At 73.9% G+C, this 13,191-nt stretch carries 12 protein-coding genes and 1 pseudogene; 9 read left to right on the top strand and 4 right to left on the bottom strand.

The window, feature by feature from the left end; translation table 11 throughout:
• Positions 1-246 precede the first annotated feature (246 nt).
• Both AB5J54_RS08305 and AB5J54_RS08300 read left to right on the top strand, forming a co-directional pair.
• Complete coding sequence (locus AB5J54_RS08305; protein WP_369149257.1) at positions 247-1,587, top strand: transcriptional regulator; 1,341 nt, start codon at positions 247-249, stop codon at positions 1,585-1,587.
• 62 nt (positions 1,588-1,649) lie between these two features.
• A complete protein-coding gene (locus tag AB5J54_RS08300) occupies positions 1,650-2,180 on the top strand; it encodes an NUDIX hydrolase (RefSeq protein WP_369143242.1) in 531 nt (176 codons plus the stop codon).
• Positions 2,181-2,300: 120 nt separating this feature from the next.
• Here the strand turns inward: AB5J54_RS08300 and AB5J54_RS08295 are convergent, their stop codons facing one another.
• A complete protein-coding gene (locus AB5J54_RS08295) occupies positions 2,301-3,161 on the bottom strand; it encodes a 3-hydroxybutyryl-CoA dehydrogenase (RefSeq protein WP_369143241.1) in 861 nt (286 codons plus the stop codon).
• Positions 3,162-3,360: 199 nt separating this feature from the next.
• On the opposite strand from AB5J54_RS08295, the gene AB5J54_RS08290 reads away from it, so the two are divergent.
• Positions 3,361-4,620 (top strand): glycoside hydrolase family 10 protein, encoded by a 1,260-nt coding sequence (locus tag AB5J54_RS08290; protein WP_369143240.1) that lies wholly within the window; start codon positions 3,361-3,363, stop codon positions 4,618-4,620.
• A 7-nt stretch (positions 4,621-4,627) separates the two neighbouring features.
• Here the strand turns inward: AB5J54_RS08290 and AB5J54_RS08285 are convergent, their stop codons facing one another.
• Positions 4,628-4,831 carry a DUF1918 domain-containing protein gene (locus AB5J54_RS08285; RefSeq protein WP_369143239.1) on the bottom strand — a complete coding sequence of 68 codons (204 nt, stop codon included), beginning with the start codon at positions 4,829-4,831 and terminating at the stop codon, positions 4,628-4,630.
• A gap of 111 nt (positions 4,832-4,942) precedes the next feature.
• Positions 4,943-5,950, bottom strand: coding sequence for a DMT family transporter (locus AB5J54_RS08280; protein ID WP_369143238.1), 1,008 nt, complete (start codon positions 5,948-5,950; stop codon positions 4,943-4,945).
• Here AB5J54_RS08280 and AB5J54_RS08275 point away from each other — a divergent pair.
• The 6 genes from AB5J54_RS08275 (at position 5,949) to AB5J54_RS08250 (ending at position 11,495) form a co-directional block, all read left to right on the top strand.
• Positions 5,949-7,385 (top strand): PLP-dependent aminotransferase family protein, encoded by a 1,437-nt coding sequence (locus AB5J54_RS08275; RefSeq protein ID WP_369143237.1) that lies wholly within the window; start codon positions 5,949-5,951, stop codon positions 7,383-7,385. The genes AB5J54_RS08280 and AB5J54_RS08275 overlap by 2 nt on opposite strands.
• Before the next feature lie 104 nt (positions 7,386-7,489).
• Positions 7,490-7,951, top strand: a complete 462-nt coding sequence (locus AB5J54_RS08270; RefSeq protein WP_369143236.1) for a GNAT family N-acetyltransferase — start codon at positions 7,490-7,492, stop codon at positions 7,949-7,951.
• Positions 7,952-8,020: 69 nt separating this feature from the next.
• A complete protein-coding gene (locus AB5J54_RS08265; RefSeq protein WP_369143235.1) occupies positions 8,021-8,596 on the top strand; it encodes a histidine phosphatase family protein in 576 nt (191 codons plus the stop codon).
• Positions 8,597-8,659: 63 nt separating this feature from the next.
• Positions 8,660-9,823, top strand: a complete 1,164-nt coding sequence (locus AB5J54_RS08260) for a methyltransferase (protein ID WP_369143234.1) — start codon at positions 8,660-8,662, stop codon at positions 9,821-9,823.
• Positions 9,824-9,926: 103 nt separating this feature from the next.
• Positions 9,927-10,946 carry an NADP-dependent oxidoreductase gene (locus AB5J54_RS08255; RefSeq protein ID WP_369143233.1) on the top strand — a complete coding sequence of 340 codons (1,020 nt, stop codon included), beginning with the start codon at positions 9,927-9,929 and terminating at the stop codon, positions 10,944-10,946.
• Positions 10,947-11,090: 144 nt separating this feature from the next.
• Positions 11,091-11,495: a MerR family transcriptional regulator gene (locus AB5J54_RS08250; protein ID WP_369143232.1), complete on the top strand. Its 405-nt coding sequence runs from the start codon at positions 11,091-11,093 to the stop codon at positions 11,493-11,495.
• Between the two features lie 7 nt (positions 11,496-11,502).
• Here AB5J54_RS08250 and AB5J54_RS08245 read toward each other — a convergent pair.
• Positions 11,503-13,102 (bottom strand): annotated as a pseudogene (locus tag AB5J54_RS08245) (ABC-F family ATP-binding cassette domain-containing protein).
• Positions 13,103-13,191 lie beyond the last annotated feature (89 nt).

The raw sequence follows: 13,191 nt of genomic DNA, 5'->3' as shown, positions 1-13,191 counted from the left end.
GCGGGGCGGGCGACGCGGACCGGGCGGCCGCACTGTACGAGGGGGAGCCGGCGGCCCGGTCGTCGCCTTGCGGCGAGAAGCACAGTCAACCGGGGCCGGGACGAGCGTGGCAGAGTACGCGGACCGGGAGAACGGGTACTTCGTTCACACCCCGTGCGAAATCGGCCGCCGCTACGCTGAGTTCACCGAGCGGGCGGAGCGGCCACACAAGCGAGCGGAGCGGCCATGCGAGCGACCGGAGCGGCCATGCAGCCCAACACCCTGCTCGACGCCCTGCTCGACGAAGCGGGCGTCTCGAACGCCGGCCTGGCCGCCCATGTGAACCGGGCGGGCCGGGCCAGGGGCCTCGCCCTGCGGTACGAACACACCGCCGTGGCCCGCTGGTTGAAGGGCCAGCGGCCGCGCGGCCAGGTGCCCGACCTGATCTGCGAGGTGCTCGCCGCCCGGCTGCGCCGGCAGGTGACCCTGGACGACATCGGCCTCGGGGTGCCGGGCGGTCCGCCGCCGGCGGCCGGTTCGCCGCTGTCCGGTTTCGTGGAGCGGGCGGCCGCCCTGTGGCGCTCCGACGAGCAGCAGCGGCCGCACATAGTCGCCGCCCCGGCCGTCACCGGCACTCCGGCGGTGATGCCGGTGTGGGAGTGGGAGAACCCGCCGGAGGACGTGGACGTCTCCCGTACGGGCCGGACGACGGTCTCGGCGGCCGACATCACCGTCCTGAGCGCCGCCCGCTCGCACTACGAGCAGATGTACCGCAGGGCCGGCGGCATCGCGACCCGGGCCCGGATCGTCGGCTTCCTCAACACCGAGACCGCGCCGCTGCTCCGGGGCGCGTACAGCGACGCGCTGGGCCGGCAGCTGCACCGGGCCACCGGCGGGCTCGTCGCGGTGGCCGGGATCTGCGCGTACGACGCGGACGCGCACGGCCTGGCCCAGCGGTACTTCCACCAGGCGCTGCGGCTCGCGAAGGCGAGCGGGGACCGGGGGCTCGGCGCGTACGTGATCGCGCTGCTGGTCAACCAGTCGCTGTTCATGGGGGAGTACCGGCAGGCGGTGGCCTTCGCGGAGGCGGCGCTGCGGGCAGCGGGGCGGCAGATCACTCCGGCGCTCGCCGCCGATCTGACGGCGATGCAGGCGAAGGCGTACGCGCATCTGGGCGACGGGGCGGCCGCGTTGGCCTGCATCCGGCGGGCCGAGGCGGCGGCCGAGCGGATCAGCCCGGGGGAGGAGCCGGTCGAGACCGGCTATGTCCAGCCGGGGTTCGTCAACGTGCAGGTGGCGGAGGCACTCCTCGGTCTGGGTGAACTCGACGCTGCCCACGAGCACGCCGCGGAGGCGGTGGGGATGCCCTCGCACGACCGGGGCCGGGTGCACCGGCTCGCCATGCTGTGCCAGATCGAGCTGCGGCAGGGGGAGGCCGACGGGGCGGCGCGCACGGCGGTGGAGATGACGGAGCGGGCGCGGGGAATGGAGTCGCGGCGGCTGCGGGACCGGCTCACGCAGGTGCGGGAGCATCTCCTCGCGAGCGGCGGCGTGGACGCCCGGGAGGCGGCCGCTCTCATCGAAGGGGCGCTGCGCGTTCCCCTGTGAGCCGTCAACTGCTGCGATATTGCCACCAAACAAGCACCGACCGATCGGAAGGTGGCAAGAACGTGCAGTGGACGAAACTGAGCGAACGCTCCGTCTATGAGAATCGCTGGTTCCGAGTGAACCTCGCGGACGTCGAACTCCCGGACGGCCGCCACCTCGACCACTATCTGATCCGGCTCCGCCCGGTCGCCGTCGCGACGGCCGTCAACGAGGCCGACGAAGTCCTGATGCTCTGGCGCCACCGCTTCATCACCGACAGCTGGGGCTGGGAGCTGGCCGCCGGTGTCGTCGAGGACGGCGAGGACGTCGAGGCAGCCGCCGCACGCGAGATGGAGGAGGAGACCGGCTGGCGGCCGGGGCCGCTGCGCCATCTCCTCACCGTCGAGCCCTCGAACGGCCTGACGGACGCCCGGCACCACCTCTACTGGGCGGAGCGGGCCACCTACACCGGACCGCCGGAGGACGCGTTCGAGTCCTCGCGGCGGGCCTGGATCCCGCTGAAACAGATCCCCGACATGATCGCCCGGGGCGAGATCCCGGCCGCCAACATGGCCGCCGGACTGCTGATGCTCCACCATCTGCGCCTCGGCTGAGACACGGGGAGCGAAGTGCCGGACGGCCCGTACCTGTGCGGGGACACGGGCCGTCCGGCCGGAGTGACGGCGTCAGGGGTCGCGACGCCGACTCCGGGTCTTGGGAGGGTCGTTCAGGATTCAGGAGTACGGGTAGAAGCCCGAGCCCGTCTTCCGGCCGAGACGGCCCGCGTCCACCATGCGCTGGAGCAGCGGGGGAGCGGCGTACAGCGGCTCCTTGAACTCGGAGTACATCGAGTCGGCGATCGAGGCGATCGTGTCCAGGCCGATCAGGTCGGAGAGCTTCAGCGGGCCCATCGGGTGGGCGCAGCCGAACTCCATGCCGTTGTCGATGTCCTCGCGGCTCGCGATGCCCGACTCGAACATCCGGATCGCCGAGAGCAGGTACGGCACGAGCAGCGCGTTGACCACGAAGCCGGAGCGGTCCTGGGCGCGGATGGCGTGCTTGCCGAGCGCCTTCTCCGCGAAGGCCTGGGCCCGGCTGATCGTGCCCTCGGAGGTGGTGAGGGCCGGGATCAGCTCGACGAGCTTCTGCACCGGGGCCGGGTTGAAGAAGTGGATGCCGATGACCTGGTCGGGGCGGGAGGTCGCCACGGCCAGCTTCACCAGCGGGATGGAGGAGGTGTTCGAGGCCAGGATGGCGTCCGGCCGGGTGATCACCTGGTCGAGGACCTGGAAGATCTCGGTCTTGACCTGCTCGTTCTCGACGACCGCCTCGATGACGAGGTCGCGGTCGGCGAACTCGCCCAGGTCGGTGGTGAAGCTGAGACGGGCGAGCGTCGCGTCGCGCTCCTCCTCGCTGATCTTGCCGCGTTCGGCGGCCTTGTTCAGCGAGTTGTAGAGCCGGGTGCGGCCGATCTCCAGTGCCTCGCCGGTGGTCTCGGCGACCTTCACCTCGAGCCCGCTCCGGGCACACACCTCTGCGATGCCCGCGCCCATCTGGCCGCAGCCCACCACTCCGACGCGCTCAATGTCGGCCATGGAGTCCGTCACCTCGTGCCTTTCGCTCTTCTCGGCGGCGGGGGGCCCGTGTGATTCCGGGTGCGCCCGCCTCTACCCCCACGACGTTACCGCTCATTAACCGATGATCGATCGTCCGGGGCGGGCATGCTGTCCGGGTGCGTGTGACGTATCCGACACAGGAGGGGTACAAGTGCGGCCTATCGGCAGAAGAGGGTTCGTGGCCGGCGCCACCGGAGCGGTGCTCGCCGTGACGGGAACGACAGTGGCGTCGGCCGCCGGCGCCGAGCAGTCGTTACGGGGGAAGCCGCGGCCGGTACGGGGGAAGCCGCACCGGGGGCGGGAGTTCCGCGGCATGTGGCTGGCGACGGTCGCCAACCGCGACTGGCCCTCCCGGGCCGGTCTGCCCGCCGAACGGCAGCGCGCCGAGCTCCTCGCCCACCTGGACACGGCCGTCGAGCGCCGGCTCAACACGGTGGTGCTCCAGGTCCGGCCGACCGCCGACGCGCTGTGGCCCTCGCCGTACGAGCCGTGGGCGCAGTACCTGACCGGCACGCAGGGCCGGGATCCCGGCTGGGACCCGCTGGGGACGGCCGTCGACGAGGCGCACGCGCGGGGGCTCGAACTGCACGCCTGGTTCAACCCGTACCGCGTGGCGAATCACACGGACCCGAGCCGGCTCGTCGCGAGCCATCCGGCCCGGCTCCACCCGGAGTGGGTGCTGCCCTACGGCGGGAAGCTCTACTACAACCCGGGGCTGCCCGAGGTCCGGAGCTTCGTCCAGGACGCGATGCTGGACGCGCTGCGCCGCTACGACATCGACGCCGTGCACTGGGACGACTACTTCTATCCGTACCCGGTGGCCGGGCAGGTCTTCGCCGACGACGAGGCGTACGCCCGGTACGGCGGGGACTTCCCCGACAAGGCCTCCTGGCGGCGGAACAACACCGATCTGCTGGTCTCGGAGATGGCCGCCCGGATCAAGGAGACCAAGAAGCACACGGCCTTCGGCATCAGCCCCTTCGGGGTCTGGCGGAACATCGCCACCGACCCGGAGGGCTCGGACACCCGCGCGGGCGTCCAGACCTACGACGACCTGTACGCCGACACCCGGAAGTGGATCCGGGAGGGCTGGATCGACTACGTGATCCCCCAGCTGTACTGGAACATCGGGCTGCCCGCCGCCGACTACGCCAAGCTGCTGCCCTGGTGGGACGCGGTGGTCCGGGACACCGGCGTCGGCCTCTACATCGGCGAGGCGCTCTACAAGGCGGGCGATCCGGCCCAGCCCGCGGCCTGGCAGGACCCGCGGGAGCTCTCACGTCACCTGGCCCTGGCCCGCACCTACCCCGCGGTCGGCGGTCACTGCTTCTTCTCCGCGAAGGAGGTCGCCGCGGACCCGATCGGGGCGATGACCACCGTGGTGGCCGATCACTACCCGACCGGGATCCGTCCGCCGAAGCGGGAACTCGGCCGGTAGCGGGGACTCAGCCGGTCCCCGGCTCCGGATGGTGGCGTACGACGGTGTCGGGGCCCGGCGACATCAGGGCCTCGTGACCGTCGTCGTCGAACTTCACCTTGTACGGGGGAGCGCCGTTCTCCCCCCGTACCTCGAGGACCTCGGCCGTGCGGTCGTGATGACCGACGGTCCGGCCGTGCACCAGCAGCTTGTCGCCCACGCTCGCCCTCATCAGGCTGACCTCCTCGCGACCGGGCTTGTCGTGTCCTGCGCTGCGCAGGACTCCTGTACTGCGCAGAGTCTCGCTCTGCCATTGTGACCCGTTTCGCCCGTATTCGTCGCGTCAGCTCTTCGCCCGCTGGGTCACCGCGATGCAGACCAGGACGGCCACCGCGGCGACCGGGGCGGCGAGCGGCAGGGTCTCGCCGAGGAGGAAGACCGACCAGAAGAGGGTGAGCAGCGGCTGCGCGAGCTGGAGCTGGCTGGCCTTGGGGATGCCGATCGCGGCCATGCCGCGGTACCAGACGTACAGGCCGAAGAAGGTGGAGCCGGCGGCGACCCAGGCGAGGCCGATGACGCCGTGCGCGTTCAGGTGGACCGGCTCGATCGACAGCGTCACGGCCGAGGCGACCGCCATCAGCGGCAGGCAGAGGACCAGGGCCCAGCCGATGACCTGCCAGCCCGGCATGAGCGCGGCGAGCCGGCCGCCCTCGGTGTACCCGGCAGCGCACACGAGCAGCGCGCCGAAGAGGTACAGATCGCCCGTGGAGAACGAGCCGCCGCTCTGCTGCAGCGTGAAGCCGAGCACCACGACGGCGCCGGAGACGGCGGCGATCCAGAAGGTACGGGACGGGCGGCGTCCGGTCCGGACGGCGGCGAGGGTCGCCGTGGTGAGCGGCAGGAGGCCCACGACCACGGCGGCGTGCGAGGTGGTGGAGGTCTGCAGGGCCAGCGTGGTCAGGAGCGGGAAACCGATGACGACACCGCAGGCGACGACCGCGAGGCCCGCCCAGTGGCGGCGCTCGGGCAGCGGCACCCGGCCTGCGAGGAGGAAGACGCCGGCGATGAGCGCGGCGAGGGTGGAGCGCACGGCCACCAGCGACCAGGGGCCGAAGCTCTCCAGGCCCCAGACGGTCGAGGGGAAGGTGAGCGAGAAGGAGATCACGCCGAGCCCGGCGAGCAGGGTGCCGCTGGTCCGGGGGGAGGAGGCGGCGGGGACGGTGCCGGCGGCCGGGGCCGCGGTGGCGGCCGAGGCGGCCGGGGCGGCGGTGCCGGTGGAACCGGTCCGGGGGGATCCGGTAGCGGTGACCGCTATCGTGGTCGGGGCAGTAGCGCTATCCTGTGTTCTCATGCATGAGCGTAGCAGTGTCGCGGAATTGGCGAAATCCCTGAGAGTGGAGCTCGACCGCTACTCTCCTGGTGGAAAACTGCCATCGAGTCGGGCGCTCGTCGAGCGGTACCACGTCTCCCCGGTCACCGTCACCCGGGCCCTCGCCCAGCTCGCCGCCGAAGGCCTCGTCGTCACCCGCCCCGGCGCCGGCGCCTTCCGCGCCGAACCGCGCACCCCCACCCCGGTCGCCGGGGACACCTCCTGGCAGGAGGTCGCCCTCAGTGCCGACGCCGCCACCGAACTCGTCCCCCGGGCCGTCGACGCCTCCGGCGTCCTCGTCACGCTCTCGGCGCCCCCGCCCGGTGTGATCGAGTTCAACGGCGGCTACCTCCACCCCTCCCTCCAGCCCGAGAGCGCCCTCGCCGCCGCCCTCGCCCGGGCCGGCCGCCGCCCCGGAGCCTGGGGCCGACCGCCCACCGACGGCCTGCCCGAACTGCGCGAGTGGTTCGCCCGCGAGATCGGCGGCAGCATCACCGCCGCCGACATCCTCGTCACCGCCGGCGGCCAGTCCGCGATCGCCACCGCCCTGCGCGCCCTCGCCTCGCCCGGCACCCCCGTCCTCGTCGAATCGCCCACCTACCCCGGCATGCTCGCCGTCGCCCGCGCCGCCGGACTCCGCCCCGTCCCCGTGCCCGCCGACGCCGACGGAGTCCGCCCCGAACTCCTCGAAGCCGCCTTCCGCGCCACCGGCGCCCGCGTCTTCGTCTGCCAGCCGGTCTTCCACAACCCGACCGGGGCCACGCTGAGCACCGAACGCCGCCGCGAGGTCGTCCGCATCGCCCGCGCCGCCGGGGCCTTCGTCGTCGAGGACGACTTCGCCCGCCGCCTCGTCCACGCCGACTCGGCACCGCTCCCCGCGCCGCTCGTCGCCGACGAACCCGACGGCGTCGTCGTCCACATCCGCTCACTCACCAAGATCACCTCGGCGAGCCTCCGCGTCGGCGCCCTCGCCGCCCGCGGACCCGTCCTGGAGCGGCTGCGCGCCATCCAGGTCGTCGACAGCTTCTTCGTCCCGCGGCCCCTCCAGGAGGCCGCGCTCGAACTCGTCGGCTCCCCGGCCTGGCCCCGCCACCTCCGGGCCGTCGCCCAGGAGCTCAAGAGCCGCCGGGAGGTCATGACCGGCGCCCTCGCCCTCCACCTCCCCGAGCTCGCCCTGCCGCACATCCCCTCCGGCGGCTACCAGCTCTGGCTGCGCCTCCCCGACACCCTCCCCGAGGCCTCCCTCCTCGCCGCCGCCCTGCGCGCCGGGGTCACCGCCGCCCCCGGCCGCCCCTACTTCTGCGCCGAGCCCCCCGCCGGCCACATCCGGCTGAGTTTCGCGGGTGTCGCGGGCCCCACGGAGATCGTCGAGGGCGTCCGCCGCCTGCGGACGGCGGTCGACGAGCTCACCGGCTGACCCAGGGGGCAGGCCCGCACCCGTCGTCGGCGCGGCCCTGCCCCGGGTTCAGGCCCGGGGCAAATTCGCCTGACAAGCCCGCGCGCCCCTGGAAGCCTTCGCCCATGAGCGACAGCGCCACCACCGACAGCCCCGGCGCCCCCGTCATGCACGGGGCGTACGAGATCTCAGCCGACCCCACCAGGATCGACCCGACCCGCGTCCACCACTGGCTGTCGACCGACGCCTACTGGGCGCTCGGCCGACCTCGGGAGAAGCAGGACCGGGCCATCGCCGGCTCGCTCAACCTCGGCGCCTACCACCGCGAGACCGGCGAGATGAGCGCCTACGCGCGCGTCGTCACCGACTACGCCACCTTCGCCTGGCTCTGCGACGTCTACGTCGACCGCCCGGCCCGCGGCACCGGCCTCGGCACCGCGCTCGTCACCGCCGTCCGCGACCACCTGGCACCGTACGGACTGCGCCGCATCATGCTCGCCACCGCCGACGCCCACGGCGTGTACGAGAAGGTGGGTTTCACGCCACTGCAGAATCCGGACAAGTGGATGGCTCTCGGGCAGCAGTGAGCCCGGCCCCCTCGGGCCCCGCCACATGACCCCTTGACCTGCGGAGCCACCGGCCTCACGATCGCGGCCATGAGTCTTCGGGTGACGCTCGTCACGGCGGCACGCAGCTCCTCCCTTCTCGCCGAACGCTTCGACGACGACCGGCCGCTCGACGAGGCCGGCTGGTACGAGGTGCAGCAGGCCGCGCCCGCGCTCATCCCGCTCGGCGCGGCCGAACTGCGCTACTGCTCCCCGACCCCGCGCAGCCGCGCCACCGGCACCGCCCTCGGCTACGCCCCGCTCGCCCAGCCCGCGCTCCGCGACTGCGACATGGGCCGCTGGCGGGGCCTCACCCTCGCCGAGGTCGCCGCCCTCGAACCGGCCGCCGTCGACGCCTGGCTCACCGACGCCCGCACGGCCCCGCACGGCGGCGAACCGCTCCTGGCCTTCATCAGCCGGATAGGGAACTGGCTCGACACCCGCCCCGCCGAGGACGGCTCCATCGTCGCCGTCGCCGAACCCTCCGTCGTACGGGCCGCCCTCGTGTACGCCCTCAAGGCGCCGCCCGCCACCTACTGGAACGTCGACGTCCGCCCCCTCTCCACGGTCACCCTCACCGGCCGCCCCGGCCTCTGGCACCTCCAGCTGGCCACCGCCCCGTGCTGACGGCTCCCCGGGGGCGCGCGAAGGTGGGGAACCGGGCCCCCGACCGGCTAGCCTGAGAGCACGATGAACCGTTTGAGCACGTCATGGGGCGCCTTCACGCTGACCCGCTACCCCGAGGACCCGCGCGACCAGCTCCGCGCCTGGGACGCGTCCGACGAGTACCTCCTCGGGCACCTCGCCGAGACCGGGACCGACCTCTCCGGCACCGTCGCCGTCCTCGGCGACCGCTGGGGAGCCCTCGTCACCGCGCTCCAGGCCGCGGGACCCCGCGAACTCGTCCAGATCACCGACTCGTACCTCGGCGGGCAGGCCACCCGGGCCAACCTCGCGCGCGCCGGGGCCGCACCGGACGCCGTCCGGCTCCTCACCACCCAGGACCCGCCGCCCGAGCGGATCGACGTGCTCCTCGTCCGCGTCCCCAAGAGCCTCGCGCTCCTGGAGGACCAGCTCCACCGGCTCGCGCCCGCCGTCCACGAGGACACCGTCATCGTCGGCACGGGCATGGTCAAGGACATCCACACCTCCACGCTCAAGCTCTTCGAGCGGATCCTCGGCCCCACCCGCACCTCGCTCGCGGTGAAGAAGGCCCGGCTGATCCACACCACCCCCGATCCCTCGCTCACGCCCGGGCCGAACCCGTGGCCCCTCCGGTACGCACTCCCTCCGGACACCCCCGCGCCCGGTCTCCCCGGCCTCACCGTCACCAACCACGCCGGCGTCTTCTGCGCCGACCGCCTCGACATCGGCACCCGCTTCTTCCTCGCGAACCTGCCGGGCGGTCTCGGCCGGGCCCGCGTCGCCGACCTCGGCTGCGGCAACGGCGTCGTCGGCCTCGCCATCGCCCTCCACGAACCCGAGGCGGAACTGGTCTTCACCGACGAGTCGTACCCGGCGGTCGCCTCGGCCGAGGAGAACTTCCGCGCCCACGTGGGACCGGACCGCAAGGCCGAGTTCCTCGTCGGCGACGGCCTCACCGAGCTCGCCCCCGGCTCGGTGGACCTCGTCCTCAACAACCCGCCCTTCCACAGCCACCAGGCCACCACCGACCGCACCGCCCGCCGGATGTTCGCGGACGCGCGGCGCGCGCTGCGGCCCGGCGGCGAGCTGTGGGTCATCGGCAACCGGCACCTCGGCTACCACGTCACGCTCCGCCGGATCTTCGGCAACAGCGAACTCGCGGCCAGCGACGCGAAGTTCGTCGTGCTGCGGGCGGTGCGCAAGGCCTGACCGACGGGGCGCCCCGGGCGAAGCCACCACGGACTTGACCCTGACGCGCGGGTCAGGGTTTACGGTCCCGCCGACCCGACCGACCTCCTCCTGGAGCGCCCCCATGGCCACCCACCGCGAGATCCGGCTGCGCACCCGACCCGAGCGCGGCCTCCCGGCACCCGAGCACCTCGCACTCGTCGACACCGCCCTGCCCGTCCCCGCCCCCGGCGAAGTCCTCGTCAGGAACCGCTGGTTCGCGGTCTCCGCCGCGCTGCGGACCCTCATCGGCGGCGGACTGAAGGGGGCTCCCTTCCCGCCCGTCGAACCCGGCGACCCGCTCGTCGGCGCGGCCGTCGGCGAGGTCGTCTCCGCCCCGGACGACAGCGGCCTGCGCCCCGGGGACCTCGTCTCCCACTGGCAGGGCTGGCGCGAGTACGCCGCCGTGTCCGCGGCCGGCTGCACGCCCCTCGGCGACACGCTGCCCGACCCCGTCGCCCACCTCTCCCAGGGCCGGACCGCGTACGCCGCCCTCACCCGCGGCGCCGAGGTACGCGCCGGGGACACTGTCCTCGTGACCGGCGGTGCGGGCGCCGTCGGCACGATGGCCGGGCAGATCGCCCGGCTCCTCGGCGCGGGCCGGGTGATCGGAAGCACCGGCTCACCGGCGAAGGCCGAGCGGCTCGTCACCGAACTCGGCTACGACGCGGCCGTCGTCCGGGGCGGCCCCGCACCCTTCGCCGCGCAACTCGCCGAAGCCGCGCCCGAGGGCGTCGACGTCGTCCTCGACACGGTCGGCGGCGAGCAGCTGAGCGCGGCGGTCGCCGCCGCCCGCCCCGGCGCGCGGGCCGTCCTCGTCGGCGCCCTGTCCGGGCAGCTCGATCCGGAGGGGACCGGCGCCACCGCGCGCGTGGAACTCGATTCGTACCCGCTCGTCCTCAAGCGGGTCTCCCTGCGCGGCTTCAGCCCGCTCGACCACCCGGAGACCGAGGCCGAGTGGCCGGGCAGGTTCGGCGACTGGCTGCGGGCCGGGGAGATCACCTTCCCGCACGTCAGGGTGGCGGGCATGGATCGGGCCGCCGAGGCGTTGCGGGAGGTGATGGAGGGTCGGCATCTCGGCGCGGTCGTGGTCGAGTTGCCGTAACGGCGACGGCGACGGCGACGGCGACGGCGACGGCGACGGCGACGGGGACTGCGACGGCGACGGGGACTGCGACGTCGAAGGGGACTGTGACGGCGACGGTCACGGCCCTCGGCGCCGGGCGTCACGCGACGAAGGGCGGACGGCATGCGGATCGGTGACGCGGCGGCAGCGGCGGGGACCACACCCCGGGCCCTGCGCCTCTACGAACAGCGGGGCCTCCTCCCGCCACCGGACCGCACCCCCACCGGCCAGCGGCGCTACGGTCCGGACGACGTGGCACGCGTCCGGGTCGTGCGGGAGCTCCTCGCCCTGGGCCTGACGATCGAGGACGTACGCGCGTGCGTGGACCGCCTTCCCCTCCTCGACGTGGACGCGATCCGTTCCCGCCGGGTCCCCGAGGGGGTCTGCGTGCGGGCGTCCCCGGTCGTGAGCCGCCGGCTCGCGGCCCTCGACGCGGAGATCGCCCGCCTCACGCGTCAGCGCGACGAACTGGCGGCCCGATCGGGCCCGTCGCCGCACCCGGAAGCCCCCGCCGCCGCGAGCGGCTGACGGGCACTCACGCCAGGGCGACCAGCTCCCGGTACTCCGCGCCCCACAGGTCCTCGTCCGCGTCCGGGAGCAGCAGCACCCGCTCCGGGCACAGCGCGTCGATCGCGTCCTCGTCGTGCGTGACCATCACGATCGCGCCCGGATACGTGCCCACGGCCGCCAGGACCTCGTCGCGCGAGGCGGGATCCAGGTTGTTGGTGGGCTCGTCCAGGAGCAGCACGTTCGCACCGGAGTGGACCAGGGCGGCCAGCGCGAGCCGTGTCTTCTCGCCGCCGGAGAGCACCCCGGCCGGCTTGTCGGCGTCGTCGCCCCGGAACAGGAAGGCGCCGAGCACCGTCCGTACCTCACCGTCCGTCAGGTGCGGAGCGGCCGCCGCGAGGTTCTCCCGGACCGTGCGCCGCGGATCGAGCGTCTCGTGCTCCTGGGCGAAGTAGCCGAGCCGCAGCCCGTGCCCGTGCACGACCCGTCCGGCGTCCGGGGGCCTCCTGTCCGGCGAGCAGCCGCAGCAGGGTGGTCTTGCCGGCGCCGTTGAGCCCGAGGACGACGAGGCGGCCGCCCCGGTCGACGGCGAGGTCCACCCCGTCGAGCACCGGCCTTTCCCCGTACGCCTTGGTGAGCGACACGGCGCCCAGCGGTGTCCGGCCGCAGGGGGCGGGCTCGGGAAGCCGGATGCGGGCGACCCGCTCGGCCTGCCGCTCCGGGTCGAGGCCGGCGAGCATCCGGTCGGCCCGGCGCGCCATGCTGCGGGCCGTCGTCGCCGTCGCCACGCGGGACTTCATGCGGTCCGCCTGCGCGTGCAGGGCGGCCGCCTTCCGTTCGGCGTTGGCGCGCTCGCGCACCCGGCGCCGCTCGTCGGCGTCCCGCTGGGCGAGGTACGCGTCCCAGCCGGTGTTGTGGACGTCCAGCGCGGCCCGCTGCGGATCGAGGTGGAAGACCCGGTTCACGGTGTCGGCCAGGAGCCGCACGTCGTGGCTGATCAGCACGAGTCCGCCCCGGTGGGCGGCCAGGTGTCCGCGCAGCCAGCCGATCGAGTCGGCGTCCAGGTGGTTGGTCGGCTCGTCGAGCAGCAGCGTGCCGTCCCGCCCGTGGCCGGCGAAGAGGATCCGGGCCAGTTCGACCCGGCGCTTCTGGCCGCCGGACAGCCGGCCGACGGGCCGGTCCATGAGCTCGACGGGCAGGCCGAGGCCGGCCGCGACCCGGGCGGCGGCGGCCTCCGCCGCGTACCCGCCGCCCGCCTCGAAGGCGGTCTCGGCCGCGTCGTACGCGGCGAGCGCCCGCGCGTCGGGCGCCTCGCCGAGCCGGCGGGCGGCCTCCGCGAGCCGCCGGACCGCCCGGTCGAGGCCGCGCGCGGAGAGGATCCGGTCGGTGACGGTGACGGAGGGGTCGGCGGCCCGGGAGTCCTGGGCGAGATGGCCGACGGGGCCGGTACGGGTGACGGTGCCGGCGGCCGGGGCACGCAGCCCGGCCAGGGTGTCGAGGAAGGTGGTCTTGCCGGCGCCGTTGCGGCCGACCAGGCCGATGCGGTCGCCGGGGGCGACGTGGCAGGAGACGCCGGACAGCAGGAGCCGGGCGCCGACGCGCACGTCGGCACCACGAACGGTGATCATGGGATTGCGCTCCGAACAAGCTTGAGGACACACGGGTGGCGTGAGTGCGGGTCCTCAGCTAGGAGATTCGGGGCGTAGACATGCCGTCG

It is taken from the genome of Streptomyces sp. R44, assembly GCF_041053105.1.
In the GTDB taxonomy this organism is placed as follows: domain Bacteria; phylum Actinomycetota; class Actinomycetes; order Streptomycetales; family Streptomycetaceae; genus Streptomyces.
This window is presented reverse-complemented; position numbering and strand designations above follow the sequence as displayed.